The following is a 24,792-nucleotide window of genomic DNA, read 5'->3' as shown; positions in this document are numbered from 1 at the left end:
CGGGATGCGACATTCCGCCCCGACTTGTTCCGCGGGTTCCACCTGCCTGCGATTGCCACGAGAAGAGACGCCGGCACCCATGCGGAAGCCGGCGATGCCGGGTGGCGGCCCTTTCCTAAGGGCCGACTGACAGCTGAATGGCTATGTATGTTCGCGCGCCGAGTACTGACAGTTTCGTGCCGGCGCCGCGCCGCTTTCCCATGCCGATCTGCCGGCCATCATCAATTTCATAAATAGAAGCATTCGAACTATGAAATTCACCAACGTCGACTTCTATGTATGATCGCGGCTCCCAAGGGGCCGGCATGTACCCATCGCGCCTGACGAACCGGCTCCACGGGTACCGCCTGCGTGTTCGCAGACGGGGGACACCCGGGCCATCCTCGATCGGAATGAGTCGAGGTGCCTGTGGCCCATGAACAAGACGGCTTGCAATATTCGCCGGTGAAGTTAGTCAGGCCGCAGGCGTGCGCAGGCTCGCGGAAAGACATGGCACCAGGGAGGAAAGCAGTCTCGTGGAAGCACTCAACCAATTCTTTAACTGGCTCAACGGCATCGTTTGGGGCGTGCCTATGATCGTGCTGATCATTGGCACCGGTCTGTATCTTCAGCTTCGCCTGGGCTTCGTGCCGATCCGCAAAGTGGCCTATGGCTTCCGCATGATCTTGAAAAGCCGCAGGCCGGGGAGGGCCGCCGAAGGGGAGATTACGCCCTACGCCGCGCTGATGACGGCGCTGTCGGCCACCATCGGCACGGGCAACATCGCCGGCGTCGCTACCGCTATCGCGGTGGGTGGACCCGGTGCGCTGTTCTGGATGTGGGTTACCGCCTTCGTCGGAATGGCGACGAAATACGCCGAGGTCGTCGTAGCGGTGAAATACCGCGAGGTCGACGACAAAGGCGAACACGCCGGCGGACCGATGTTCGCCATCAAGAATGGACTCGGAAAGCACTGGCAGTGGCTGGGCACCGCCTTTGCCATCTTCGGCGGACTGGCGGGTTTCGGTATCGGCAACATGGTCCAGGCCAACGGTATCGCCAGTGCGGTCGAGAACGCCTTCGGCATCGAGACATGGATCAGCGGCATCGTGATGACCGTCTTGACGGGTGCGGTGATCCTGGGCGGCATCAAGCGAATCGGCGCGGTGGCCGAGAAGGTCGTGCCCTTCATGGCGATCTTCTATCTCGTCTGCGTGGCTGCCGTCCTCGTCGTCTTTGCCGGTAACATTCCGCAGGCCATCGCCACCATCTTCACCCAGGCATTCAGCCCGACGGCGGCCACCGGCGGCTTCCTCGGCTCCAGTGTGCTGATGGCGATCCGCATGGGTGTGGCGCGCGGCATCTTCTCGAACGAGGCGGGCCTCGGTACCGCCGGTATCGCACAGGCTGCCGGCTCGACCGCCAATCCCGTTTTCTCCGGCGTCATCGGCATGATGGGCACGTTTATCGACACGATCATCGTCTGCACCCTGACGGGTCTGGCGATCATGGTGTCGGGCGTCTGGGCCTCGGGCGAAACCGGAGCGGTTCTGAGTTCTGCGGCGTTCGAGGCGGCACTGCCCGGCTACGGGAATTATCTCGTGACCATCTCACTGGCATTGTTCGCCTTCACGACGATCCTCGGCTGGGCCTATTATGCCGAGAAGTGCTGGGAATACCTGATCGGAACCGTGAGCGCGATACCGTTCCGCATCGTGTGGACCGTCGCAGTGTTCTTCGGCGCCACGCTCAGCCTCGACTTTGCCTGGCTGGTGGCCGACACCTTGAACGCGCTGATGGCTATTCCCAACCTGATCTCGTTGCTGCTCCTGTCCCCGGTTATCGCCCAACTGACGCGTGACTACTTCGCCGAAGAAGGCGCCGGCGCGGGAGTGGCCTCGCACAGCCAGGGCTAGCTGATCCAGAGGAAAGGTGCGCAGCGGTTTTCCGCGCGCATCCCGCTCCAACTACAGGAGTCGATCACGTCCATGATTTCAGGTCGACCCGACCTGAAATCATGGTGATCCAGCGAGTTTCAGTGAACTGATCGTCCCGGAGAGGCGGGGGCCGGAAGGCCTGAGTTGGCGGAAATCGCGCGGAGATCGGGCAGCGCAAAGTCGAGCCGTGCTCGCCGGCACGGCAACCGTGTCCCTATGGGCGAGACCCGGGTCGATCGATCGACCCGGGTCTCATGGATTCAATATGTTGCGGTGAGCGCCGCGCCTTCGCTCTTGTCGTGCACGGCGAAGCGGTCGAGCATATGAGCGCTTGCCTCGTTGAGGCCGATCACCTCGACGGTTACGCCGTGGCGGCGATATTTGAGCACCACCTTGTCCAGTGCGCCGACTGCGGTGATGTCCCACAGATGCGCCTCGCCGACGTCGATGACGACCTTGTCCAGCGGTTCGGCGAAGTCGAATGCGCCAATGAAACCCTCGGTCGAGGCGAAGAAGATCTGGCCGTCGACATGATAGGTACGCACCTTTCCGCTCTCGTGGAGCATCGAGCGGACATGGAAGAGGCGGGCGACCTTTCCGGCGAAGAACACCCCCGACAGAAGCACCCCGACCAGGACGCCCTTTGCGAGATCGTGGGTGCCGACGGTGGTGACGACCGTTGCCAGCATCACGACGGAGGAGGGCAGGGGATTGCGGCGCAGGTCGAGGATGGAGCGCCAGGAGAAGGTGCCGACCGAGACCATGATCATCACAGCCACGAGTGCGGCCATCGGAATGATGCGGACGAGGTCGTCGAGGACGAGGATGAGGAAGAGAAGGAAGGCGCCGGCGACGAAGGTCGAGAGCCGCCCGCGTCCGCCGGAGGTCACGTTGATCACCGACTGGCCGATCATGGCGCAGCCGCCCATCCCGCCGATGAGGCCGGAGGCGATGTTGCTTGCGCCTTGGCCGATGCATTCCTGGCTCTTGTTGCTCGTCGTGTCCGTCATGTCGTCGACGATCTGAGCGGTCAAAAGGGATTCGAGCAGCCCTACGGCGGCAAGCGCCACCGAGTAGGGGAAGATGATCTGCAGCGTCTCGAAGGTGAGCGGCACCTGCGGCAGCGCGAAGATCGGCAGGCTGGACGGCAATGCGCCGAGGTCGCCGACGGTGCGGACGTCCATTCCGGTCCAGAAGGCGACCGCGGTCAGCACGGCGATCGCGACGAGCGGCGAGGGAACCGCCTTCGTGACATAGGGAAAGATGTAGATGATCCCGAGCCCTGCCGCGATCATCACATAGGTGACATGCGGCACACCGATGAGTTCCGGAAGCTGCGCCATGAAGATCAGGATCGCAAGCGCGTTGACGAAGCCGGTGATGACCGAACGGGAGACGAAGCGCATCACCCGGCCGAGCTTCAGGAAGCCTGCGGCGATCTGGATGAGCCCCATCAGCAGGGTGGCGGCAAAGAGATATTCGAGGCCGTGTTCCTTGACGAGCGTGACCATCAGGACGGCGGTGGCGGCGGTCGCCGCCGAGATCATGCCCGGGCGGCCGCCGGCGAAGGCGGAAACGCAGGCAATGGCGAAGGAGGCGAACAGGCCGACCTTCGGATCGACGCCTGCAATGACCGAGAAGCCGATCGCCTCCGGTATCAGCGCAAGCGCCACGACGATGCCCGAAAGGACGTCGCCGCGGATGTTGGAGAACCATTCGCGTTTATAGCTGGTAATCGTCGTTTTCATGATTTTCTTCGCAAGAGTAGCACACCAGGCCGGCAGGAGCCGGCTCGTCGAGGTTTGATGCTGTTGCGTTGTCTGGCGGATCGGCGGCCAGAAGAGCCACCCGGGGTTTCACCGGGTCCGGGGTGAGTTCCGGCTTTATACGGATCGGTTGGTCCCGATGCAATGCCGAATTGGGCGCTGCCGCAATGCCGGCGGCAGCGCCCGTCTGCTGCAAATCTCAGCCTGTGACGGTGGCGGGCTCGCCGGATATCGCGCCGCGCCGGTCGAGAACGCCGCTCCAAAGCGTGAGGAGAAGCGCACCGGAGACGAGGATGGCGCCGACCCAAGGGGTGGCGGCAAGTCCAAGGGGAGAGTCGACCACCGTGCCGCCGAGCCAGGCGCCGAGCGCGATCCCGAGATTGAAGGCGGCGATGTTGAGCGCCGAGGCGACGTCGACGGCACCGGGGCGGTGCTCCATCGCAAGCTGCACCACATAGAGCTGGAGGCCCGGCACGTTGGCGAAGGACAGAAAACCGAGAGCGGCGAGCGTCACAAGCGTCAGGACCGGCGAAACGGCGGTGAACGAGAAGATCACCAGCACGAGCGCCTGCAGGAGGAAGAGGCCGATCAGCGCCTTGACGGGATTGGTGTTGGCGATCCGCCCGCCGGCGATGTTGCCGATGGCGATGGCGACGCCGTAGAGCACGAGGATCAGACCGACGCTCCGTTCGGAGAAACCGGTGACCTCCTGCAGGATCGGCGCCAGGAAGGTGAAGGCGACGAAGGTGCCGCCATAGCCAAGCGCGGTCATGGCGAAGACGATCAGCAGACGGCCGGAGCCGAGCACCCGCACCTGATCGAGAAGGCTCGCCGGGGCGGCCTTGGCGAGCGTGCCCGGGAGCAGGGCGGCGATACCGGCAAAGGCGACGACGCCGAGTGCAGAGACGCCCCAGAAGGTCGCCCGCCAGCCGAAGACCTGGCCGATATAGGTGCCGATCGGCACGCCGGTAACGATCGCGACCGTGAGCCCCATGAACATCATGGCGATCGCGGAGGCGCGGCGGTTCTCCGGTACGAGATCGGCGGCGATCGTCGAGCCGACCGAGAAGAAGACGCCGTGGGCGAAGGCCGAAAGCACCCGTGCGACGAGCAGCACTTCGTAGTTCGGCGACATTGCCGCCGCGGTGTTGCCGCCGATGAAGAGCGCCATCAGGCCGAGAAGCAGGGGCTTGCGTTCGATCCGCCCGGTCAGCGCTGTCAGGACCGGCGCGCCGAAGGTGACGCCGAGCGCGTAGACGCTGACGATGAGGCCGGCAAGCGGCAGCGTGATTGCGAGGTCGGTAGCGACCGTCGGCAGGAGACCGACGATCACGAATTCGGTGGTGCCGATCGCGTAGGCCGCGATCGTCAATGCGAAGATGGCCAAAGGCATGGCAAAATCCTTTCCGCCCGCCGTTCGCGAAGGCGATACGGGCTAGAAGACGTTGGCGATGGTTGATGTTTCGCAGTGCAATATGCTGCAGCCGGGCGGCTGCGATAAGCACCTCGCCAGTCGCAATGCCTGTGAATGAAATTCACGAATGGTTGGCTGCGTTGCCTAGAGCGGGATGAGGAAGAGTGTGTGCGGTCTTCCGCCCGCCTCCCGCTCTAACTTCTTGAAATCCATCAAGTTCATGTCTTTAGGTCGACCCTAGGAGAGGGGCGAACTCATTCGAACGGTGTCTCGTAACCTGCCCCTCATCCGGCCTGCCGGCCACCTTCTCCCCGCAGGCGGGGCGAAGGGGACTCGAGGCGCATCCGCTTGTCCCTTCTCCGCATCCAATGGGGAGAAGGTGGCCGGCAGGCGGATGAGGGGCATCAAACATGGCATCCCTATAGCGCCTCCCAACGACCGCCTTACTGATTTGCCGTGGCGTAGTCCTTCATGTTCTCCGGCGTCACCAGTTCGAAGGGGACCCAGATCTGCCGCTCGGTCTTCTGGTCGCGCGAAAGCGCGACCGCGGCGTCCATTGCGGCCGCCCCTTGAGCGATGGCGTTCTGAAAGACGGTGACGTCCAGGTCGCCCGCGGCCATGGCGGCTAGGCCGTCCGGCGTCGCGTCGATGCCGCCCACTACGACCTTCGACATGTCGACCCCCGCAGCCTTCATTGCCTGGATCGCGCCGATCGCCATCTCGTCGTTATTGGCGATGACGGCATCGAATTCCCGTCCCGTCGAAAGCCAGTTCGTCATGATGTTGGCGGCTTCGAGCCGGTCCCAATTGGCGCTCTGCTCCTCGATGACACTCATGCCCTTGCATTCGTCGGTGGCGATGACGTCATGAATGTCCTTCGTGCGCGTAAGCGAGGAGTGATTGTTGAGCGGTCCCATGAGGACATAGGCAGCACCCTTGCCGCCGAGCAGCCGGCAGACTTCCTTCGTCTCGAGCGTGCCGGAATCGATCTCGTTGGAGCCGACGAAGGCCGCCGTCTCGGGCAGTTTGTCGACATCGGCCGGCGGATGGTTCGCATAGACGATCGGAATCCCCGCGTCGGTCGCCATCTTCGTCAGCGCCGGCGTGCTGTCGCCGTCGACCGCGACGACGATGATCGCATCGACCCCGGAAGAGACGAAGTTCTGCACCTGGTCGAGCTGCCGGCTCGTGTCGTTCTGCGCGTCTTCGACCTGGACGGTGACGCCATCGAGCTTGGCTGCCTGGTCCTGCATGCCGTTTCGCAGAATGGTGAGGAACGCGCTGTCTGAACGGGCCATGGTGATGCCGACGTTCTCGGCATGCGCGCTGCCGGCAACGAGAGCCAGGGCCGCGGCGGACAATAGATGTTTCATGGATAAACCTCCCTCAGCTGGACTTCAGAATCCATGTGTAAATGGAATACAGGTTCTGAAGAAAATCAAGAATGAAATATACGTTTCATTCTTGATTTCGGTGGAGGCTATCGGCGCGACGGCACCACTTCATGGCGGTGAATGAAAGGCCGGCGTCCGGTCAAAGGAAAGGCTTGCCGCCCGTCACGGCAATCGTTGCGCCCGACACGTAGCTCGACATCGGATCCGCCAGCATGACATAGGCCGAGGCGAGTTCCACGGGCTGGCCCGGTCGCTTCATCGGCACCTGTTTGCCGAAATTGGCGACGGTATCCTCGGGCATGGTGGAGGGGATCAGCGGCGTCCAGATCGGGCCCGGGGCCACGACATTCACCCTTATCCCGCGTTCGGCCAGCATCTGCGCGAGACCGGCGCTGAAATTGTGAATCGCGCCCTTGGTGGTCGCATAGGCGAGCAGGATCGGATTGGGAACGTCGGCATTGATGGAAGCGGTGTTGATGATGGCGCTGCCCTTCTTCATGTGCGGCACCGCTGCCTTGGTCAGGTAGAACATGGCGTGCATGTTGACCCGGAATGTCAGCTCCCACTCCTCGTCGCTGATGTCTTCGATGTTCTTGAAGGTCGCCTGATGGGCCGCATTGTTGACGAGGATGTCGATGCCGCCGAGTTCCCGAACGGCCGTTTCGACGATCCTGCGGCAATGGTCGGACGACTGGATGTCGCCGGCGGCAAGCACGGCCTTGCGGCCTGCTTCCTCCACCAGAGCCTTGGTGGCCATCGCGTCGTCATGCTCGCTCAGATAGCTGATGAGAACGTCCGCTCCCTCGCGCGCATAAGCGATCGCCACGGCCCTGCCGATGCCGCTGTCTCCGCCGGTGATGATGGCTCTCTTGTCCTTCAGACGTCCGGAACCCTGGTACGAATTTTCCCCGTGATCCGGCAGCGGCTGCATCCGATCGGTGGTGCCGGGCATTTCCTGGGTTTGGCGGGGAAAGGGAGGGTGCGGAAATTTTTCCATGGTCACGAACTCCTTCGCAAGGCTCCTTCTGGAATGGCGATCGGCATCGCTGGGCTGCCCCCGGCGAGTACGCGGCCCTAACTCGGGCAGACTGGCTTTGTTCCGGCCCATGGCGGCCTTGAGAAGGCCGCCGATGGAACTTCGCCTACGGCTTCACGTTGCCCTCCTGACCCGATGAAACAGCAGGAGAGTAAGATGGAGAGAGCCAAGCGCCCATCGGCGGCCCCCCTAGATGTGAAGACCGCGGGAGGGCCGGTCGAGAATGACAGCGACCTGCGCCCGGAGGCCGACAAACCCCCGATCGAACCGGACGATATCCCGAACGCCAAGGCCGCCCGAGAGGCGGCGCGCTTGAAGAGGGATGAATACATCGTCAAGTCCGACCTGGAGGATGCCGACCAGCGCAATCCCCTGCCCGACATGAAAGACCAGGAATGAGTGCGATCCAGATGGTCGGTTCGCCTCGCAGCTTGATGGAGAATGACGATGAAAACGCCAAAGGAAGGCGCGCCCGGCACCACCGAGCAGTCGCCGCGGTGGGAAGGACCGAAGGAGACGCGCCCGAGAGGATACCTCCCCGCCAAGGATGATCCGGAACGCGACCGGGACGCCGTCGGCGAGAACCTGAAGGATCCGCATCGCGGCAAGGTTTCGGACGCCGGCAAGACGAAGCGTTAGCGGCCTGCGCCGGAACATCTTCGATCGCTCGCGGTTCCACACGCGGCGGGGGGCGATGCTTGTAACGCGATTGCGGCCGACGTGCGGACTGCCGCTGGAGGAGCGATATGTTGAATTCTCTCGAAGATGCAGTGGTCGTCATCACCGGGGCCTCGTCGGGGGTTGGACAGGCCACCGCCGAAGCCTTTGCCCGGCGCGGGTCGAAGCTCGTGCTGGCGGCCCGCGATGCGGCCGCGCTTCACGAGGTGGCCAGAACCTGCCGTGAACTCGGGGCGGAGGTTCTCGTCGCTCCGACCGACGTGACGGACGCCGATGCGGTCAAGGACCTGGCCAGGAAGGCGATGAGCTTCGGCAAGATAGACGTCTGGTTCAGCAATGTCGGCGTCGGCGCCGTCGGCCGCTTCGAGGAAACGCCGATCGAAGCGCACGAACAGGTCATCCGCACCAACCTGATCGGCCATCTCAACGACGCACATGCGGCGGTCCCGATCTTCCGCAAGCAGGGGCACGGCATTTTCATCAACATGATCTCGCTCGGCGGCTTCGCCTCCGCACCCTTTGCCGCGGCCTACAGCGCCAGCAAATTCGGCCTGAGGGGCTTTTCCGAAGCTCTACGGGCGGAGCTTGCGGACGAGCGCGACATTCACATCTGCGACGTCTACCCGACCTTCATGGACACACCCGGGGTCGGGCACGGCGCCAATTATACCGGTCGCAGGCTGAGCGTTCCCCCGCCCGTCTACAATGCGCGCCGCGCTGCCCGGGCGATCGTGCGCCTGGCGGAACGCCCGCGCAATTCGCTGACCGTCGGCCTCGTCGCCGACCTGACGCGGTTTGCGCATTTCGTCGCGCCGAACATGACCCCCCGGCTCATGGCGAAGCTGACATCGCGCTATCTGAGCCGCGCGCCGCGCGTGGCGAGGAGCCATGGCAATCTGTTCAGGGCACCGGCCGAGCCCGGGGGCATAGACGGCGGGCTACGATCGTCCCGCCGGGTCCCGGTCGCAACGACGGCCGCTGTCTGCGTGCTGGGCATTGCCGTCGCCGCGCTGGTCCTCGGCAAGCCTCGCTCTCCTTTCCGCCGGGGGCATTGAACGGCGCGAAAACTCCGGCTGATTCGCAGCTCGTTGACTTTTGGGCCGATCGCAGTGAAGATCGCAATATACTAAAATAAATTTTCACTCTCGCGAGTGCGCGGATTTGGAGTTGCGCATGGCGACCACGCAATCGAGCCGAAACAACGCGGCGACGGGCACTCACCGTCCCGCCAAGGAACTTGCCGGGCTGGCGCGCGAATGGCTTTTGCGCACCGATCCTGAACGCCTGATTTGCCTCGGTCGCGTGATCACGGCCGCTTTCGCAATTCTGGCGATCTATCTCGACCCCACTCGGCCGAACTCGATGCTCTATGAATCGCGCGTCGTTCTCTGCCTCTACCTTCTGCTTTCGGTAACCTTGGTCATCTTTCCGCTGCGCTACTCGTTCATCAGTCCGGTGCACCTGCTCATTCACGGTGTCGATGCGGCGGTTGTCGGCTGGCTGACCTTCCTTACAAGCGAGCTGGCGAGCCCGTTCTTCTCGATCCTCCCCTTCGTTATCCTCGCGATGACGATGCGCTGGGGGCTGAAGGGAGCCGCACTTGGAGCCCTCGTTGCTCTCTTCGTTCAGCTCGTGGTGGGCCTTCCCGATCTTCTCGACGGCGAGACCGGACTCAACCTGCTCATCATGCGCTCTATCTATTTCGTGCTCATCGCGTCGACGCTCGGCTATTTCGGAGCCTACAGGGAGCGAAGCCGCCAACGCCTGGCGCATCTGGCGCAGTGGCCGCAGGGTGCGATCGGGGAGGACCGGGTCTCGTGGTTGAGCATTCTGCTGGAGCACGCTTCCGGCGTTCTCGGCGACGCACACCTGCTCGTCATCTGGCGCGAGCAGGAATTCGAATCCGGATGCGCCGCATACTGGACCAGCGGAACGCTCCAGCTCGCCGATCTCACGGAGCCCGAATTCTGGCGGCGGCACGATCCCGATCGCTACGACGGACGCTACTCCAAGAACGGCGAGACCTTGAACGGCCTTTTCGCTGACCTGCCTCAGATCCGCGCAAGCTCTGATCAATCTGATTGCAAGGTATTTTCAGCCGCTTTTTCGAGCCTGCGCTATCGCGGCGCAGTTTTCGTCATCAGCTTCGGCAATGCAGCCGACGACACCAAGGACCTGACCCGGATCATGGCCACGCGGGTCGGGGCGGAATTGGAACGCGTCGCCCTCATCCAGGCCGCCCGCGCCGAAGGACGCATGCGCCTTGCCCGGGACCTGCATGACAGCGTGCTCCAGAACCTCACCGCTGCCCGTCTCAAACTGAAACTGATCGGCGAAGGGATCCCGGAAGGCGCAAAGGCACAGCTGACGGAGGTGGGTTCGATCATCCTGGAGCAGCAGCAATGCGTACGCAAGTTCGTAGACGAGAACCGGCCGGGAGAGGAGGGGAACCTTGCCAGGCTCGACCAGGAACTGCCGGAGTTTCTCGGCCTTCTGAAAGCGCAATGGAATTGCGCGATCGAGGTTTCGCTCGGACCTGCGGAACTGATGGTCCCCAAGTGGATGCTTTACGAGATCATGCAGCTGATCTCCGAGGCTGCCGCCAACGCGGTTCGCCACGGGCGAGCCACTGAGTTGCGAATAGCTTTCGCCAAGACCGCGGAGTGCTTGAACCTGGAGATCACCGACAACGGCGCTGGAATGCCGGATAAACTCAAATTCAAACTCAAGGAACCCTTCTCGCTGTCGCAGCGGGTCGCAGAGCTTGGCGGCAAGCTGGCGGTTTGCCGGAATGCGCCGGGCCTCGGTCTCCAGATCACGCTGCCGCTGAAGCTGGAGTTCAGGTGATGCATTCAGTGCTGCTCGTCGACGATCACCCGCTGCTCCTGCGAGGGCTTCAGGATATTATCGCCGCGGCGCCGGACTTCAGGGTCGTCGGGGCAACGGCAAGCGGCGTCGAGGCGGTTTCACTCATATCCCGCCTGCAGCCCGATATCGCGGTCCTCGACGTAGCCATGCCCGGCATGGGCGGATTGGAAATTCTGCGGGCCATCCGTGGCACCCGTCGTCTGACGAGGGTCATTTTTCTGACCGCGACGATCAGCGGCCCGCAGGTCGCGGAAGCGCTGAAGATGGGGCTTTCCGGCCTTCTCCTGAAGGAATATGCCCCCGAAGCGCTGCTGGACTGCATGCGGCAGGTCGCCATGGGCGGGAAGTGGCTGCCGGCCGATCTGATGGCAAAAGCGTCTCAAATAAGCGACGACGCGACGCTGGAGAGGTTCAGTCTGCTCACACCGCGCGAACGCGAGATCGCAGCGCTGATCTGCGGCGGCCTCTCCAACCGAATGATCGCGTCGAAACTCGGAACATCCGAAGGTACGGTCGGGATCCATCTGCACAATATTTTCCGTAAGTTGGACATCAACAATCGCGCCACCCTTGCCGCGCTTCACGTGCAGTATACCAATCCCCTGAAGTCTTAGTGGTGCGATGCTGCCAGATGGACCATCTGTCAGGTCAGGTCGTCCCGCGAGCTCAATAGATGGTGGCCTGACCTTCAAACGGATGGATATCATCCCTTGAAGCGACCGCTTCCGGACGGAACACTCGACCACAAACCTTCTGGGGTTGCTCTAGAATAAAGTCATTCCAAGACGAATGCGTACGGTTCCTAAAAAAAACGGAGGCCCTTAGAGCCTCCGAGCTGCATGGAGCTACGACACAGGTGTCGATCAGTCTCCCGTGTTGACAGTGCCACTGTCCTGTTTGCCCTTATCGCCCTTCTTGTGGCCGATATCGCGGCTGTCTGCAAAGGCCTTGTCGGAAGATCCGTCAAATACAGTTACTGAAATAAGCGGGAGCACCATTAGGAAGGACACTCCAAGCGCGCATACGGAAACAATTCTCCTACGTGTAAGCATAGGTGACCCTTTCCTCTAAGAGGGTGAAGACTTTTACGGACGCGCTGCTGCAGTGCTGCTCGCGGCCGGCGAAGTAAACGCAACTTCACGGCACGATGATTACATCAAACCGTCGAAGCCGAAATATAGGGAAAGATATATGCTTTGTTCCTTGGGCGTGAAAACGGGTCGAAACGGCAGCATTCTGTTGGATCGTAAGGTTCGTCAGCCGCCGTGATTGCCACCTTCACTATAGGGTTTCCTATATATCCTACCGCAGCGGGCGGTGCCAGTATCCTGACTGCATGTTTCCTTTCGATCGTAGCCCATGAAGGACAAAACATGCAGCAAATCGAAGTGCTGCAGCGATCGTTGCGAGCCTGATGAATGCCCGGTGTGATTGCTGAATGCACAGGAATTTCGACTATGCCGTTCAAGGAGCCGAAAATTCGGGAGCAACCTGCGAAGAGGATCGCCGCGAATTTCCGAAAAGTTGTGGCCGCTTTGTCGTTTGGACGCAGCCGCGAGTCACCGTCCTGCTCTCCACCAGCCTCACCTCAAACGCGATTGCCAAGTCTGGAGCCGGCGGCGGCAGGATCAGGGACCGCAGACAGACCGCACCCCGACAGGATGGGGCGAAACAGGGAAAGCCGCGTGACGGGCACAAGCTGTTGTAGTCTGCTTCGCCTGGACCGGGTCATGCCGGACCCGGCAAGCGGGCCATTTTGCGATTGTGAAGAGGCGCCGTCGAGGTCCAGATTTCTTGGGTCCAAGCGGCCAAAAGCATAGAACACACTTGATTGCGACAACTTCTAGCGGGAAGCGGACGATAAAGCCCAGGCATTCTTTCATCCAGCGAAGGCATCCGTAAAACAGCGTGCGACTTCTGACGCAGACATGGCCAGATAGGCGGCGCGCATATCACGGGGAACGATTTCTCTAGAACAACTCCAGGACAACTGCGCAGCGATTTCCGTCCGTTGCGGCAACACAAAGGGTTAGAGCATTTCCGCAACTCGGAAAGGCGGCAATGCTCCAGGTCAGCAATCCTCCAAGCGTTGGGCGCAATATCCAGGCCCCCGCCGGGAGATTTTTAGGGAGGAATTCCTATGGCAGTCATCAACGGCACAGCCGGAAACAATGTCCTCATCGGCACGGATCTAGACGACGTGATAAGCGGGTTCGGCGGTGACGATTTCATTCAGGGACTTGGAGGCGCCGACGTGATCAACGGCGGCGCGGGCGTCGACACGGTCGACTATAGCGAAAAGACGACTTCAGTCGTAGTCACCCTGACCGGTGCGACCGCCGCGACGGTCTTCGTCAATGGCGTGGCCGAGGACACTCTTAGCAACATCGAGAACGTTTACGGAGGCTCCGGCAACGATACTATTACGGGCGACGCCCAAAACAACCTGTTCCGAGGCGGCGGCGGAAACGACGTGCTCGACGGCGGCGCCGGCAACGACACGGCCGACTATACCGACAAGACGCAGTCCGTCGTGGTCACCTTGGCGGGGGCGACACCCGCCACCGTCTTCGTGAACGGTATCGCCGAGGACACGATCAGCAATTTCGAAAACGTCTATGGCGGGTCGGGCAACGACATCCTGACCGGCGACGACCGAAGCAACATTCTCCGCGGCGAAGCAGGGAACGACATTCTCAACGGCGGCGCCGACGACGACTCGCTGTCCGGCGGCGCCGGCAACGACACGGCCGACGGCGGAACGGGGGTCGATACCTTCGATCTCCGCGAAAAGACGTCCTCCGTCGTCGTGCAGTTGAACGGCGCGAACGCGGCGACGGTCTTCGTCGGCGGCATCGCGGAGGATACGATCCGCAATATCGAGAACATCGTCGGCGGGTCGGCGGACGACACGCTCGTAGGCGATGCGGAGGCAAACAAGCTTTCGGGCGCGCGTGGCAACGACTGGCTCAAGGGAGGCGACGGCGCCGATACCCTGGATGGTGGCGAAGACAGCGACACTGCCGACTACAGCGACAAGACGGCTGCGATTGCCGTGGCGCTGAACGGTAGCAAGCCAGTTACGGTCACGGTTGGCGGCGTTGCCGAGGACCTGATCGCGAAGATCGAGAACATCATCGGCGGCTCGGGAGACGACACGATCATCGGCGATGCGGCCGCCAATACGTTTCGAGGAGGTCTCGGTGCCGACGTGCTGGACGGCGGCGCCGGCAGCGACACCGCAGATTTCAGCGACAAGACACAATCCGTCGTTCTGGCCCTCAACGGGGCGGCCGATGCCGTTGCAACCGTCGGCGGGACGGCCGAGGATACGGTTCGCAATATCGAGAACGTCATCGGCGGATCCGGCAACGACCAGCTTACCGGTGATGCCGCCGCAAATACGTTCCGCGGCGGCCTTGGCGCCGACCTTCTGGACGGAGGTGGCGGCAGCGACACGGCTGACTACAGTGACATGACGGCATCGCTGGTCGTGACACTGGCCGGGTCGAACCCGGCGACGGTCTTCGTCGGCGGCGTCGCGGAGGATACTCTGCGCAACATCGAGAACGTCACCGGCGGCTCGGGCAACGACGTGTTCGCAGGCGACGGGCTCCAGAACGTCTTCGACGGCGGGGCGGGCAACGACACGGTCGACTATTCGGCTTCAGCCAAGGGGATCGCGGTGACGCTCAACGGCGCCAACGACGCGAAGGTGATCGTTGGGAACGCTGCGGAGGACACGCTGCGCAATATCGAGAATGTCACGGGCAGCGCCGTCGCGGACGTGCTGACCGGCGACTCGCAGGCCAACGTCCTCCTGGGTGGCGGCGGCGGCGACATTCTCAAGGGCGGCGGTGGGCAGGATACCATCGACGGCGGCGCGGGGTCCGATACGGCCGACTTCAGTGACAAGACGGCGGGTGTCGTCCTGACGCTGGCGGGCGCAGCCGACGCTATTGCGACGGTCGGCGGCGTTGCCGAGGATACGATCCGCAATATCGAGAACATCTTCAGCGGTGCCGGTGCCGACGTGCTGACGGGCGACGGCGGCAACAATACGATACGCGGCGGCGCTGGCGCCGACAGTCTGGACGGCGGCGCCGGCGTAGACACGGCCGATTACCGGGACAAGACGCAATCGGTTGTCGTGACCCTCGACGGCGCCACCCCTGTAGCCGTCAAGGTGGGCGGCGTGATCGAAGACACGATCCGCAATTTCGAGAACATCGCGGGCGGCTCAGCCGGCGATACGCTCACCGGAGACAGTCTGGCCAATGTCCTTATCGGCAATGACGGCGCCGATACGCTGAAAGGGGGCCTCGGCAACGACGTGCTGGACGGCGGCAACGGTATCGACACCGCGGATTATCTCGAGAAGACCGACGCGATCACTGTTACGCTGAACGGCACGGCGAACGCGACGGTCTTCGTCGGCGGCGTCTCCGAAGACATCATCCGCGGTGTTGAGAATATTCTCTCGGGTTCCGGTGACGACACGCTTGTCGGCGACGCGGCGAGCAACATGTTACGGGGGGGCCTCGGGGCCGATTTCATAGACGGCGGCGCAGGCGTGGATACTGCCGATTACCGCGAGAAGACGGCGTCTGTCGAGGTGGCGCTCCTAGGAGCCAGCGACAGCTTCGTCTTCGTCGGCGGCGTCGCCGAAGACACCATCCGCAACATCGAGAATGTGTTCGGCGGCAAGGGCAACGATACGCTCACCGGCGACGGCCTTGCCAACACCCTCAACGGCAATGACGGCAAGGACCTCCTCACGGGCGGCGGCGGAGCGGACATTCTCGACGGCGGGGCGGCCTCCGATACGGCGAGCTACCGCGACAAGACGGCATCGGTCTCCGTCACACTCGACGGGGCCACCTACACGACCGTCACGGTCGGGGGCGTGGCCGAGGACACGATCCGCAACGTCGAGAACATCTGGGGCGGGACCGGCAACGACAGCCTGAGCGGCGACGCGAACGCGAACCTCCTTTCGGGCGGCGGCGGAAGCGACACCCTCTTCGGTGGTGCCGGTGCGGACATTTTCCAGTTCGACTACGCTCTCGGCGCTGGGAATATCGACACGGTCCTGGATTTCACCGCCGGAGACAGGCTCTTCCTGTCGAAGAGCGTGTTCACCACGCTGAGTGGCGGTACGCTGGCAGCGACGCAGTTCTACGCGGCGGCCGATGCCACGGCGGCGCCGAACGCGAACCAAAAGATCATCTACGACACGACGAGCGGTGCGCTCTACTACGACGCAGACGGCAGCCTTTCCGCTCACACGGCCGTGCAGTTCGCGGTGCTGTCGACGCATCCGGGGCTGACCGCGGGCGATTTCGTGCTCGTCGTGTGATCGCCCCGGCTCCAGGGAACACCTGCCCGGGCTCCGTGTTTGGAGGAACGTGAAAGGACGAGCAGCGCCCGTCCTTTTATTCTTCCACCGACCGACAAGGAGCTCCGACGTGAAAGCCCTGACATGGCACGGCAAAGGCGATATCCGTTGCGAGAGCGTGCCCGATCCGAAGATCGAAGATGACCGCGACGCCGTCATCAAGGTCACCGCCTGTGCGATTTGCGGATCGGACGTTCATATTTTTCACGGCCTCATTCCATCCATGAAGAATGGCGACATTCTCGGCCATGAGACCATGGGTGAGGTCGTGGAGGTCGGCGAGGGCGCCACGGGACTGGAGGTCGGCGACCGGGTGGTCGTTCCGTTTACCATCGCCTGCGGCGAGTGCTTCTTCTGCCGGAAAGGCTTCTATTCCGCCTGCGAGCGAACCAATCCCGACCGGGAAAAGGCGGCGAAGCTCTGGGGCAATTCGCCGGCGGGCCTCTTTGGCTACTCCCATCTCCTCGGCGGCTATAGCGGCGGACAGGCGGAGTATCTGCGCGTGCCGCACGCCGATGTGGGGCCGATCAAAGTTCCCGACGAACTCACGGACGAGCAGGCGCTCTTCCTCTCCGATATTTTCCCCACGGGCTACATGGCGGCGGAGTTCTGCAACATCGAACCCGGGCAGACGATTGCGGTCTGGGGCTGCGGCCCAGTCGGACAGATGGCGATCCGCTCGGCATTCCTGCTCGGCGCCGAACGGGTCATCGCCATCGATACGATCCCGGAGCGCCTGAGACTTGCCGAATCCGCCGGCGCCATGACACTCGACTACATGGCTGAGGATATCTACGACCGCATCATGGAGATCACCCATGGCCGGGGCGCAGACGCCTGCATCGACGCCGTGGGCACGGAGGCCGACAGCCGGGCGAGCCTGGATTCGCTCGTCGACCGCGTGAAGGTGGCGACCTTCATGGGAACGGACCGGCCGCATGTGTTGCGGCAGGCAATCCATTGCTGCAGGAATTTCGGCACGGTGTCCGTCGTCGGTGTCTATGGCGGCTATCTCGACAAGGTACCGCTCGGTTCGGCGATCAACCGCGGCCTGACCCTCCGGATGGCCCAGACCCCAGTTCAGCGTTATTTGCCTTCGCTCCTGGACCGCATCCGGAAGGGCGAGATCGATCCGTCCTTCGTGGTGACCCACCGCGGCGGCCTCGACGACGGCCCCGAACTCTACAAGACTTTCGCGGAAAGAAAGGACGGCTGCATCAAGGTCGTCCTGAGGCCGTGACAAGACCCCTTTGAAGCTGCGCAGTGCCGGACGAAAAAACCGCACACACTTTTCCTGAAAGTGCTCCCGAGGTGCCTCAGAGCTCGAGTATGGCGTAGGGCCTGCCCGTCGGTTTCTCCACATGGGCGGCGACGTTGAAGACGGGGGCGCCGCCGGGCGTCTGCCCCTGATAGGCACCCTGGTGCGCATGGCCGTGAACGACGGCGCTCACCTTGAAGCGGTCGATGGTCTCTGCGAGCCGCGACGACCCGAGAAACGGATAGATCTCCTTCGGTTCTCCGGCAACGGTTTCAGGGATCGGCGCATAATGCAAGACGACGAGCGCGCGCTCCGCCCTGGTAGCCCTCAAGGCGTTTTCCAGTCGCATGGCTTCGTCGACGCTTGTCTTGACCATGGTCTTTATCGCCGCTTCGCCGAAGGCGCCCAGCATATGCCGGCCGAAGCCGCCGATGAAACCCTTGGTTCCGCAGAAGCCGACGCCCGAAATTTCGACACTCTGACCGTCGAGAAGATGCACACCCGCCCTGACGAGGATCGACGAAACCTCCTCAACGGCATCGCATTGATGATCATGGTTTCCAAGCACGGCGACGACCGGGATCGTGCAGGACTTCAGGTCGGCGGCGAGAAGCTCCGCCTCCGCAGGCTTGCCGAGATCCGTCAGGTCGCCGGCGATCACGAGCACGTCCGCGGCGCGCGATATTTCCGCAAAGAGATCGGTATAGGAGACCGATCGGTCCTCCTTTACATGCAGGTCCGCCACGGCGGCCACCTTCAACTTGCTCATGACTCCGTATCCTCAGGTTCTGCGCTGATGTCGGAGTCGCCGCCGACATCGGCGAAACCCCATTCCTTCACATCGATTTCGTAGTCGGGGCGCGAGTACATCCGGCCGCGACAGATCTTCGTCAGGGGCAGTGGAAGGTCTCTCTGCGCCGCCAGCCTGCTCAAGAGCTCGTCCATCAGCCAGAGGGGGACCTTGTCGCGCTCGGAGGGATAGATCCATCGGAAGTTCAGGAGGTGGATGAGCAGGACCTCCCAGTGCGCTTCCATGTATCCGAGCAATCTTGCCCAATCGATTCGGTCATGTGCCTTCAGGATCAGGTGCGCGACGTCGGCGCCGTCGTAGCGGTGGCGAAGCTGGATGAAAGCCTTGGACCAGACGAGTTCCGTCGGCGCGACGATAGCACAGGTGGAGGCACCGATCTCTATCAACAGAGCATTGGCGAACCAGGCATCGGTGACGATCATGGTTCCGTTCGGCGAGGAGAAGATGACGTCGAAGAAGGATTTCCCCTTGAAGACCTTGCCTAGCCATCGATCGTCCTCGATTTCGACGGCGTATCCGAGCGCCTTGAAATGATTGAGGATGCGGGTGTAATCGCCCGGCTTGCAGAAGACGTCCAGATCCTTGGTCGGCCTCGAAATGCCCGTATGGGCGCTGACGGCGAAGGTGCCCGCGATCAGGAACGGAATTTGCGACCGGCCCAGCTCGGCAATCGCCTCGGCAACGAATGCTTCGGCCTCCTCGTCGACGAGACGCGGCAGCGCGAGCGGCTCGGACGGGTGTTCCAAAGGGGAGCGCGGGGGCATTGACGCCATGCTGGTCATCCAAATGAACGAGACTTCCCTGACAACACGCCAGTCTTTCGGAAGTTCCGCTTGCCCCGAGGTGGGGAATTGCATCCCTCAAGTCCCCGCACTTTGCGTCCGCTACTTTAGCTGGGATGCACCAAGGCGCGAACGTGATGGAACCGCTGGCCACGTCATGGCGTTTGTCTGGCAGCTATCGCATGAGCGCCCGGAGCGGAGCGAAGGGCAGAATCATTAGGCAAATCAAAGCGCTACAGCGACTGCGCACGTCTATTGATGCGCCGCTGAGGGAGGAGCATATGCCTGTCATCAGCCCCACGATCCACACCCAGCAAAACAGCCGGGAGCTTGAATGTCAGCGCGCAATGGAGGACGAGTTCCTGGTCCTTACGGCCCTGGCCGAGGAAGCGGGCTGGTCATGGCAGGAAATCGCGCTCGCCATGTTGGAGTTGACCGAGCAATATGTTGCAGCCATGCGGCCGAGTTCGGCGATGGAGGCGAGATCACTCCTGCGCAGTCACTCCAAGAGCTTGCACTGACCGGAGCAGTGTCGCGTTCACCCAAGGCGTTCGCTGTTTCATTGAAGCAGTGAAACGCTTTTATATTTTGAGACTACGCACTCCCGGACGGAAAACCGTCGCACACTTTCCTGGAAGTGCTTTAGGTCACGGCACCTCCGACGGCCAGTGCCAATACGAGGAAAACGAGGAAGATAATAACCGCAATGTAGAAGAGTATTTTCGCGATCCCCGCCGTCGCAGCCGAGACGCCGGAGAACCCGAGGAACCCGGCTATCAGTGAAATGACGAAGAAAATCAGTGCCCACTTCAGCATAGTCACTCCTTCCGTTCAGTTCCTGCGTTGCGGTCGTCGTGGCGCAGCCGTTCAGCGGCTGCCCCGGTTCGGATCCTTGCCGGCCGCCTGGCTGCTTTTCTTGACGTCGTCCTTCTTCGCCTGATCGCCTGCACGATTCCCGCCATGCGTCCCTTTCGAGCTCTTGGCGGTCTTGCCGTCCTTTACGTTCGTAGCCATCTCGCATCCTCCAGCGCTGTACCGAAACCGGCAGCAGAGCGGATGCAACCGGGGAAGGGCGATAAAGTTCCGTCCGGGCCTTCGAGCCGGCGGCGCCGGTCCGCTTTCCTTCCATTGTTCCAGCGACTGCCGGCGGAACCAAATCTGGCCCGGACGGTTTGGTTGGCCGAATGAGGCTCCCGAGAGAGGAAAGGCCATGAAGAACATCGTCTTCGGCGTTGCGGTGCTGTTGAGCGCTGCGGCAGCGCCGGCCTTCGCGCAGACGGCCGGCAACACCCCGGCCATCGCCACTCCCGACACGCAGAACCCGACGGCGCCTATCCCCGGCAAGAACAGCTTCACCGAAGACCAGGCACGGGAACGGATGCAGGAGGCGGGCTACACGGACGTCAAGGAGCTGAAGCTCGACGACAAGGGTATCTGGCGGGCAACCGCGATGAAGGACGGCAAATCCGTTTCCGTCACTCTCGATTTTCAGGGCAACGTAGTCGCGCTTTAACGTCAAATAAAGGAAGAAGACAATGAGAACCGTGGCAGGGCTGTTTGACGATTACGGCGAAGCCCGAGGCGCCGTAAGCGATCTCGAAGCGGCAGGCTTTCCTTCCGAAAATATAAGCATCGTCGCCAACAATGCGGGCGACCGCTATTCGGGCGACGGCTCCGCTGCAGCAAGCGGTGCCGGAGCAGGTGCCGGTCTGGGCGCCGTGGGCGGCGGCACGCTGGGGCTTTTGACCGGCCTGGGCCTGATGGCCATACCTGGGGTCGGACCCGTGGTCGCGGCTGGTTGGCTGGCGTCGACCGCCGCAGGCGCGGCGGCCGGCGCTCTCGCCGGAGGTGCGGCCGGCGGCATCATCGGATCGCTCACCGATTCCGGGATCGAGGAGGAGGATGCGCATCTTTACGCCGAGGGCGTGCGCCGAGGCGGCACGCTGGTGGTGGTCAGGACCGAGGAGCCCCTGGTCGCACAGGCGGACGGGATTTTGAGAAATCGCGACGCCGTCGACATATCGGTCCGGCGCCGCGCCTATACGGAGGATGGCTGGACCCGGTTCGACACCGCCTCCAGTCCCTATAGCCTCGACGAGATCGAACGCGAACGCGAACGCCTCAGCCGCCCGGCGCTGTAGCGCAGGTGCCGCTGCCGCGGCACAGCTGAACACTGCCGTTCGGGTCCGCAAAAGCAACCCGGCCGCCGAAGGAGCCAGATCACTGCGCCCCTTCGCGAAACAATGAAACGATCTGGCGCGGCGGTTGCGACGAGACGCAAGGAAGGCTTCCGCCATGATTGATTTTTCCCGTGCCCGCGAACGGATGATCACGTCGCATCTCTCGCGACGGGGGATAAGGGACAGACATGTCGTGGAGGCGATGGGCGTCGTCCCGCGGGAGGCATTCGTCGATCCAGGCTTCGAGGAATTCGCCTATGAGGATTCGGCCCTTTCGATCAGCCATGGCCAGACCATTTCGCAGCCCTATATCGTGGCGCTGATGATCGAACGCGCCGAAGTCCAGCCGGGCGATACAGTGCTCGAGATCGGGACCGGATCCGGTTATGCGGCGGCGGTGCTCAGCCGGATCGCGGCATCTGTCTATACGATCGAGCGCCATGCCGGCCTCGCCGAGGTTGCCGAGAGACGATTTGCCGAGCTCCGTTACGGGAATATCGATGTGCGTGTCGGCGACGGCACGGCCGGCTGGCCCGAGGCAGGACCCTTCGACGCCATACTGGTCGCCGCCGGAGGTCCCGAGATACCGCATGCGCTGAAGGAGCAGCTCGACCTCGGCGGCCATCTCGTCATACCCGTCGGCCCCCCTGAGGAGCAGCGTCTGATGAAGGTCACGCGGGTCAACGCCACGACATTCGAGGAGCAGGACCTCGGCGGGGTCAGATTCGTGCCGCTCGTCGGCGAATACGGCTGGCATGAGGAGCGGGCTCAATCCCGGGCAAGGCTCAGACCTGCGCCCACGCTGCCCGAGATGGTTGCAGAGGCGGCCGAGCCGCTGCCCGATCTCGACGATCCTGCATTCGGGCTGCTGTTCGATCGCTTTGCCGGGCGGCGGGTCGTGCTGCTCGGAGAGGCGAGCCACGGCACGTCGGAATTCTACCGCGCCCGCGCAGCCATCACGCGCCGCCTGATCGAGGAACACGGGTTCACGATCGTGGCGGTCGAGGCGGATTGGCCGGATGCGGCGGCAGTCGACCGCTATGTCCGACATCGAAGTCAAGGCATGCACCTCGAAGCGCCGTTCCAGCGGTTCCCGACCTGGATGTGGCGCAACCGCGAAGTGATGGATTTCGTCGAGTGGATGCGCGAACATAACGGCCGCAGGAGCTTGCCTGACCGGGCCGGCTTCTACGGTCTCGACATCTATAATATGCGCGGCTCCATTTCCGCGGTTCTCCGGTATCTCGATGAGACCGACCCCGAGGCCGCCGCGGTCGCCCGCGAGCGCTACGGTTGCCTGACCCCCTGGCAGAACGAGCCGTCGACCTATGGCCGTGCGGCCATGACCGCGGGCTTCCGCAAATGCGAAGAGGCCGTCGTCAGGCAATGCCGCGAACTCCTGGAGAGGCAGCTCGAAGCCGGGCGCGACAGCGGCGACGAGCTTCTCGACGCGGTGCAGAACGCGCGCCTCGTCGCCTCGGCCGAGCGGTATTACCGCATCATGTATTATGCCGGAGCCGACTCCTGGAACATGCGCGACACCCACATGTTCGAGACGCTCGAGCATCTGTTGAATGCACGCGGCGCCCGCTCGAAAGCGGTCGTGTGGGCGCACAATTCCCATATCGGCGATGCCCGCCATACCGACATGGGCACGGCCCGCGAGGAGTTGAACATCGGTCAGCTCTGCCGCGAGCGGTTTGGCGACCAGGCAGCGCTGATCGGCTTCGGCACGCATGGCGGCCATGTGGCTGCCGCAAGCGATTGGGACGGCGATATGGAGGTGAAGCCGATCCGGCCGTCGCTCGAAGGAAGCTATGAGCGCGTGATGCACGACTCAGGGGTAGGGCGCTTTCTCATCGACTTCGCGCGCCGCGCGCGTTTGCGCGACGGTCTCCTCAAGCCGATGCTCGAGCGCTTCATCGGGGTGATCTACCGGCCGGACACGGAACGCTTCAGCCATTATGCCCACGCTTCGCTGCCCCGGCAGTTCGACGCCTTCGTCTGGTTCGATCAGACGACGCCGGTCGAACCGCTCGGCGCGCAACACATAAAGGCGGGCGTGCCGGACACGTTCCCGTTCGGCCTGTGAGGCTCGTGAATCCTTGAGTTAAAGCTGCGTCGAGATGATGTTGTCGACGCTCACCTCGCCGCTGAGCACGCCGCGTTCCGTGCCGTCCGGGGCCGGCCCCTCCTCGACCACGGTGTAGAGCTTCTCGCTGCGAAATGCGCTGGCCATGTCGGTCGTCACCCCTTCCGCCGGCTTGGCGTCGATCTCGAGGAAATCGAGTTCCGCCTCGCTCGCGACAATGCGGGCATCGCCGCTCGATCTTGCCGCCACCACGACCTCGCCCTGGTAGCTGGCATTCTGCCAGTTCGGATCGTCGGGCTCGGCGAGCGGCGACAGACGGTATATCTTGAGCTCTTCCTGCATGTGCTACTCCGACTGGTCGATCGCATGCGGCGGCGGTTGCCCCGATTCGGCCGTCTGGTCGAGAGGAAACATCATCCAGAGCGCCGCAATCACCACCAGGACGACGATCACTGCTGCAGCCAGGACCTTGGACATGTGAACCTTCCGACGATTGTCGAGACCGAACCGCGAAACCTGCGGTTTTCCGGTCTCCAATCACCCAGGCGTCGAATTGTTCCGAAGCACGCAGGTGACGCGGCCACGCGCCGTTCTGCAGGAACATTTCGGGAAGCCGCCGGTTGGAGGACGCGCGAAAAGAAAGGAATATCCGATGGCTACTGCGAACGAACACCTTGTGGCTTGGCTCAGGGATGCACATGCGATGGAAGAGCAGGCGATCACGATGCTCACCAGCCAGTCGAGCCGGCTGGAAAACTATCCCGAACTCAAGACCAGGATCGACCGCCACCTGCAGGAGACGAAGGACCAGGCGGCCATGCTCGAGCGCTGCCTCGAACGGCTCGACGGCGGAACCTCGAGCATCAAGGATATCAGCGGCAAGATCGTTGCCTTCGGGCAAGGCCTGAGCGGCCTCTTCGTCAGTGACGAAGTCGTCAAGGGCACGCTGGCCAGCTATACATTCGAGCATATGGAAATCGCCAGCTACAGGATTCTCATCGCCGCAGCCGAACAGGCGGGCGATCAGGAGACAAAGCGGGTCTGCGAGAGCATCCTGCAGCAGGAAATCGCGATGGCGGAGTGGCTGGCTCAGAACGCCGGTGAGATCACGCGAAAATTCCTGGAGCGAGACCAGCGGGACGTGACGGCCAAGCACTGAAGCGGCTTCAGCCGGACCTGCGGGACCTGCCGAAAGCGCC

The 24,792-nt window shown here is 62.7% G+C and carries 24 protein-coding genes and 1 other annotated feature; of the genes, 14 read left to right on the top strand and 10 right to left on the bottom strand.

The features are described 5' to 3' along the window. Positions 1-515 precede the first annotated feature (515 nt). Positions 516-1,895, top strand: a complete 1,380-nt coding sequence (locus tag M1D34_RS25440) for an alanine/glycine:cation symporter family protein (RefSeq protein WP_498783111.1) — start codon at positions 516-518, stop codon at positions 1,893-1,895. Between the two features lie 281 nt (positions 1,896-2,176). Here the strand turns inward: M1D34_RS25440 and M1D34_RS25435 are convergent, their stop codons facing one another. From M1D34_RS25435 to M1D34_RS25420, 4 genes are all read right to left on the bottom strand, one after another. Beyond that, entirely contained in the window at positions 2,177-3,664 is a 1,488-nt protein-coding gene (locus M1D34_RS25435; protein WP_498783109.1) for a SulP family inorganic anion transporter, read from the bottom strand. Between the two features lie 66 nt (positions 3,665-3,730). Beyond that, positions 3,731-3,786: a sequence feature (sul1 is cis-regulatory element that is thought to sense ions involved in sulfur or methionine metabolism; They are found in Alphaproteobacteria), on the bottom strand. 95 nt (positions 3,787-3,881) lie between these two features. After that, positions 3,882-5,075: an MFS transporter gene (locus M1D34_RS25430; protein ID WP_498783107.1), complete on the bottom strand. Its 1,194-nt coding sequence runs from the start codon at positions 5,073-5,075 to the stop codon at positions 3,882-3,884. A 464-nt stretch (positions 5,076-5,539) separates the two neighbouring features. Then, positions 5,540-6,469: a substrate-binding domain-containing protein gene (locus M1D34_RS25425; RefSeq protein ID WP_498783105.1), complete on the bottom strand. Its 930-nt coding sequence runs from the start codon at positions 6,467-6,469 to the stop codon at positions 5,540-5,542. A gap of 160 nt (positions 6,470-6,629) precedes the next feature. Beyond that, the gene (locus M1D34_RS25420) at positions 6,630-7,487 is read right to left on the bottom strand and encodes an SDR family oxidoreductase (protein WP_003532113.1); all 858 of its coding nucleotides are present in this window, start codon (positions 7,485-7,487) and stop codon (positions 6,630-6,632) included. Between the two features lie 195 nt (positions 7,488-7,682). On the opposite strand from M1D34_RS25420, the gene M1D34_RS25415 reads away from it, so the two are divergent. From M1D34_RS25415 to M1D34_RS25380, 8 genes are all read left to right on the top strand, one after another. Continuing rightward, positions 7,683-7,925 carry a hypothetical protein gene (locus tag M1D34_RS25415; protein ID WP_498783103.1) on the top strand — a complete coding sequence of 81 codons (243 nt, stop codon included), beginning with the start codon at positions 7,683-7,685 and terminating at the stop codon, positions 7,923-7,925. 48 nt (positions 7,926-7,973) lie between these two features. Beyond that, positions 7,974-8,165, top strand: coding sequence for a hypothetical protein (locus tag M1D34_RS25410; RefSeq protein WP_003532118.1), 192 nt, complete (start codon positions 7,974-7,976; stop codon positions 8,163-8,165). A 107-nt stretch (positions 8,166-8,272) separates the two neighbouring features. Continuing rightward, complete coding sequence (locus M1D34_RS25405) at positions 8,273-9,259, top strand: SDR family oxidoreductase (protein ID WP_498783100.1); 987 nt, start codon at positions 8,273-8,275, stop codon at positions 9,257-9,259. A 118-nt stretch (positions 9,260-9,377) separates the two neighbouring features. Further along, positions 9,378-11,051, top strand: a complete 1,674-nt coding sequence (locus tag M1D34_RS25400) for a sensor histidine kinase (protein ID WP_498783098.1) — start codon at positions 9,378-9,380, stop codon at positions 11,049-11,051. Then, positions 11,051-11,686 (top strand): response regulator, encoded by a 636-nt coding sequence (locus tag M1D34_RS25395; protein ID WP_498783096.1) that lies wholly within the window; start codon positions 11,051-11,053, stop codon positions 11,684-11,686. Before M1D34_RS25400 ends, M1D34_RS25395 begins: the two co-directional genes overlap by 1 nt. A gap of 824 nt (positions 11,687-12,510) precedes the next feature. After that, positions 12,511-12,780, top strand: coding sequence for a hypothetical protein (locus tag M1D34_RS25390; protein ID WP_498783094.1), 270 nt, complete (start codon positions 12,511-12,513; stop codon positions 12,778-12,780). 432 nt (positions 12,781-13,212) lie between these two features. Continuing rightward, complete coding sequence (locus M1D34_RS25385) at positions 13,213-16,431, top strand: beta strand repeat-containing protein (protein ID WP_498783092.1); 3,219 nt, start codon at positions 13,213-13,215, stop codon at positions 16,429-16,431. Positions 16,432-16,540: 109 nt separating this feature from the next. Continuing rightward, complete coding sequence (locus tag M1D34_RS25380) at positions 16,541-17,710, top strand: zinc-dependent alcohol dehydrogenase (protein WP_498783090.1); 1,170 nt, start codon at positions 16,541-16,543, stop codon at positions 17,708-17,710. Positions 17,711-17,786: 76 nt separating this feature from the next. On the opposite strand, the gene M1D34_RS25375 is transcribed toward M1D34_RS25380, so the two are convergent. Both M1D34_RS25375 and M1D34_RS25370 read right to left on the bottom strand, forming a co-directional pair. Continuing rightward, positions 17,787-18,497, bottom strand: coding sequence for a metallophosphoesterase family protein (locus M1D34_RS25375; protein WP_003532130.1), 711 nt, complete (start codon positions 18,495-18,497; stop codon positions 17,787-17,789). Next, positions 18,494-19,396 (bottom strand): hypothetical protein, encoded by a 903-nt coding sequence (locus M1D34_RS25370; RefSeq protein WP_498783088.1) that lies wholly within the window; start codon positions 19,394-19,396, stop codon positions 18,494-18,496. Before M1D34_RS25370 ends, M1D34_RS25375 begins: the two co-directional genes overlap by 4 nt. 206 nt (positions 19,397-19,602) lie before the next feature. Between M1D34_RS25370 and M1D34_RS25365 the strand changes: the two genes are divergently transcribed. Next, entirely contained in the window at positions 19,603-19,842 is a 240-nt protein-coding gene (locus tag M1D34_RS25365; protein ID WP_003532132.1) for a hypothetical protein, read from the top strand. 121 nt (positions 19,843-19,963) lie between these two features. Here the strand turns inward: M1D34_RS25365 and M1D34_RS25360 are convergent, their stop codons facing one another. Together M1D34_RS25360 and M1D34_RS25355 are read right to left on the bottom strand one after the other, a co-directional pair. Then, complete coding sequence (locus M1D34_RS25360; RefSeq protein WP_010975005.1) at positions 19,964-20,137, bottom strand: DUF1328 domain-containing protein; 174 nt, start codon at positions 20,135-20,137, stop codon at positions 19,964-19,966. 51 nt (positions 20,138-20,188) lie between these two features. Continuing rightward, positions 20,189-20,335 carry a hypothetical protein gene (locus tag M1D34_RS25355; protein WP_010975006.1) on the bottom strand — a complete coding sequence of 49 codons (147 nt, stop codon included), beginning with the start codon at positions 20,333-20,335 and terminating at the stop codon, positions 20,189-20,191. Positions 20,336-20,531: 196 nt separating this feature from the next. Between M1D34_RS25355 and M1D34_RS25350 the strand changes: the two genes are divergently transcribed. From M1D34_RS25350 to M1D34_RS25340, 3 genes are all read left to right on the top strand, one after another. Then, positions 20,532-20,834: a PepSY domain-containing protein gene (locus M1D34_RS25350; protein WP_498783085.1), complete on the top strand. Its 303-nt coding sequence runs from the start codon at positions 20,532-20,534 to the stop codon at positions 20,832-20,834. Between the two features lie 22 nt (positions 20,835-20,856). Continuing rightward, a complete protein-coding gene (locus tag M1D34_RS25345; protein ID WP_127521121.1) occupies positions 20,857-21,462 on the top strand; it encodes a general stress protein in 606 nt (201 codons plus the stop codon). 154 nt (positions 21,463-21,616) lie between these two features. Beyond that, entirely contained in the window at positions 21,617-23,593 is a 1,977-nt protein-coding gene (locus M1D34_RS25340) for a protein-L-isoaspartate(D-aspartate) O-methyltransferase (protein WP_498783082.1), read from the top strand. An 18-nt stretch (positions 23,594-23,611) separates the two neighbouring features. On the opposite strand, the gene M1D34_RS25335 is transcribed toward M1D34_RS25340, so the two are convergent. After that, positions 23,612-23,935, bottom strand: a complete 324-nt coding sequence (locus tag M1D34_RS25335) for a hypothetical protein (protein ID WP_088198788.1) — start codon at positions 23,933-23,935, stop codon at positions 23,612-23,614. 3 nt (positions 23,936-23,938) lie between these two features. After that, complete coding sequence (locus tag M1D34_RS25330; protein ID WP_498783080.1) at positions 23,939-24,070, bottom strand: hypothetical protein; 132 nt, start codon at positions 24,068-24,070, stop codon at positions 23,939-23,941. 175 nt (positions 24,071-24,245) lie between these two features. Here M1D34_RS25330 and M1D34_RS25325 point away from each other — a divergent pair, with 175 nt between their 5' ends. Further along, positions 24,246-24,752, top strand: coding sequence for a ferritin-like domain-containing protein (locus tag M1D34_RS25325; protein WP_010975011.1), 507 nt, complete (start codon positions 24,246-24,248; stop codon positions 24,750-24,752). Positions 24,753-24,792: the final 40 nt, after the last annotated feature.

It is taken from the genome of Ensifer sp. D2-11 (assembly GCF_054161295.1).
The sequence above is the reverse complement of the archived record's forward strand: the minus strand, read 5'-3'. Positions and strand labels throughout refer to the sequence as shown.

Coding starts and splice junctions, on each gene's coding strand:
- M1D34_RS25350 (WP_498783085.1), top strand. CDS start 20,532: ATGAAGAACATCGTCTTCGGCGTTGCGGTGCTGTTGAGCGCTGCGGCA.
- M1D34_RS25375 (WP_003532130.1), bottom strand. CDS start 18,497: ATGAGCAAGTTGAAGGTGGCCGCCGTGGCGGACCTGCATGTAAAGGAG.
- M1D34_RS25325 (WP_010975011.1), top strand. CDS start 24,246: ATGGCTACTGCGAACGAACACCTTGTGGCTTGGCTCAGGGATGCACAT.
- M1D34_RS25420 (WP_003532113.1), bottom strand. CDS start 7,487: ATGGAAAAATTTCCGCACCCTCCCTTTCCCCGCCAAACCCAGGAAATG.
- M1D34_RS25425 (WP_498783105.1), bottom strand. CDS start 6,469: ATGAAACATCTATTGTCCGCCGCGGCCCTGGCTCTCGTTGCCGGCAGC.
- M1D34_RS25330 (WP_498783080.1), bottom strand. CDS start 24,070: ATGTCCAAGGTCCTGGCTGCAGCAGTGATCGTCGTCCTGGTGGTGATT.
- M1D34_RS25335 (WP_088198788.1), bottom strand. CDS start 23,935: ATGCAGGAAGAGCTCAAGATATACCGTCTGTCGCCGCTCGCCGAGCCC.
- M1D34_RS25395 (WP_498783096.1), top strand. CDS start 11,051: ATGCATTCAGTGCTGCTCGTCGACGATCACCCGCTGCTCCTGCGAGGG.
- M1D34_RS25340 (WP_498783082.1), top strand. CDS start 21,617: ATGATTGATTTTTCCCGTGCCCGCGAACGGATGATCACGTCGCATCTC.
- M1D34_RS25355 (WP_010975006.1), bottom strand. CDS start 20,335: ATGGCTACGAACGTAAAGGACGGCAAGACCGCCAAGAGCTCGAAAGGG.
- M1D34_RS25435 (WP_498783109.1), bottom strand. CDS start 3,664: ATGAAAACGACGATTACCAGCTATAAACGCGAATGGTTCTCCAACATC.
- M1D34_RS25385 (WP_498783092.1), top strand. CDS start 13,213: ATGGCAGTCATCAACGGCACAGCCGGAAACAATGTCCTCATCGGCACG.
- M1D34_RS25360 (WP_010975005.1), bottom strand. CDS start 20,137: ATGCTGAAGTGGGCACTGATTTTCTTCGTCATTTCACTGATAGCCGGG.
- M1D34_RS25400 (WP_498783098.1), top strand. CDS start 9,378: ATGGCGACCACGCAATCGAGCCGAAACAACGCGGCGACGGGCACTCAC.
- M1D34_RS25410 (WP_003532118.1), top strand. CDS start 7,974: ATGAAAACGCCAAAGGAAGGCGCGCCCGGCACCACCGAGCAGTCGCCG.
- M1D34_RS25430 (WP_498783107.1), bottom strand. CDS start 5,075: ATGCCTTTGGCCATCTTCGCATTGACGATCGCGGCCTACGCGATCGGC.
- M1D34_RS25415 (WP_498783103.1), top strand. CDS start 7,683: ATGGAGAGAGCCAAGCGCCCATCGGCGGCCCCCCTAGATGTGAAGACC.
- M1D34_RS25405 (WP_498783100.1), top strand. CDS start 8,273: ATGTTGAATTCTCTCGAAGATGCAGTGGTCGTCATCACCGGGGCCTCG.
- M1D34_RS25345 (WP_127521121.1), top strand. CDS start 20,857: ATGAGAACCGTGGCAGGGCTGTTTGACGATTACGGCGAAGCCCGAGGC.
- M1D34_RS25365 (WP_003532132.1), top strand. CDS start 19,603: ATGCCTGTCATCAGCCCCACGATCCACACCCAGCAAAACAGCCGGGAG.
- M1D34_RS25390 (WP_498783094.1), top strand. CDS start 12,511: ATGCACAGGAATTTCGACTATGCCGTTCAAGGAGCCGAAAATTCGGGA.
- M1D34_RS25370 (WP_498783088.1), bottom strand. CDS start 19,396: ATGCAATTCCCCACCTCGGGGCAAGCGGAACTTCCGAAAGACTGGCGT.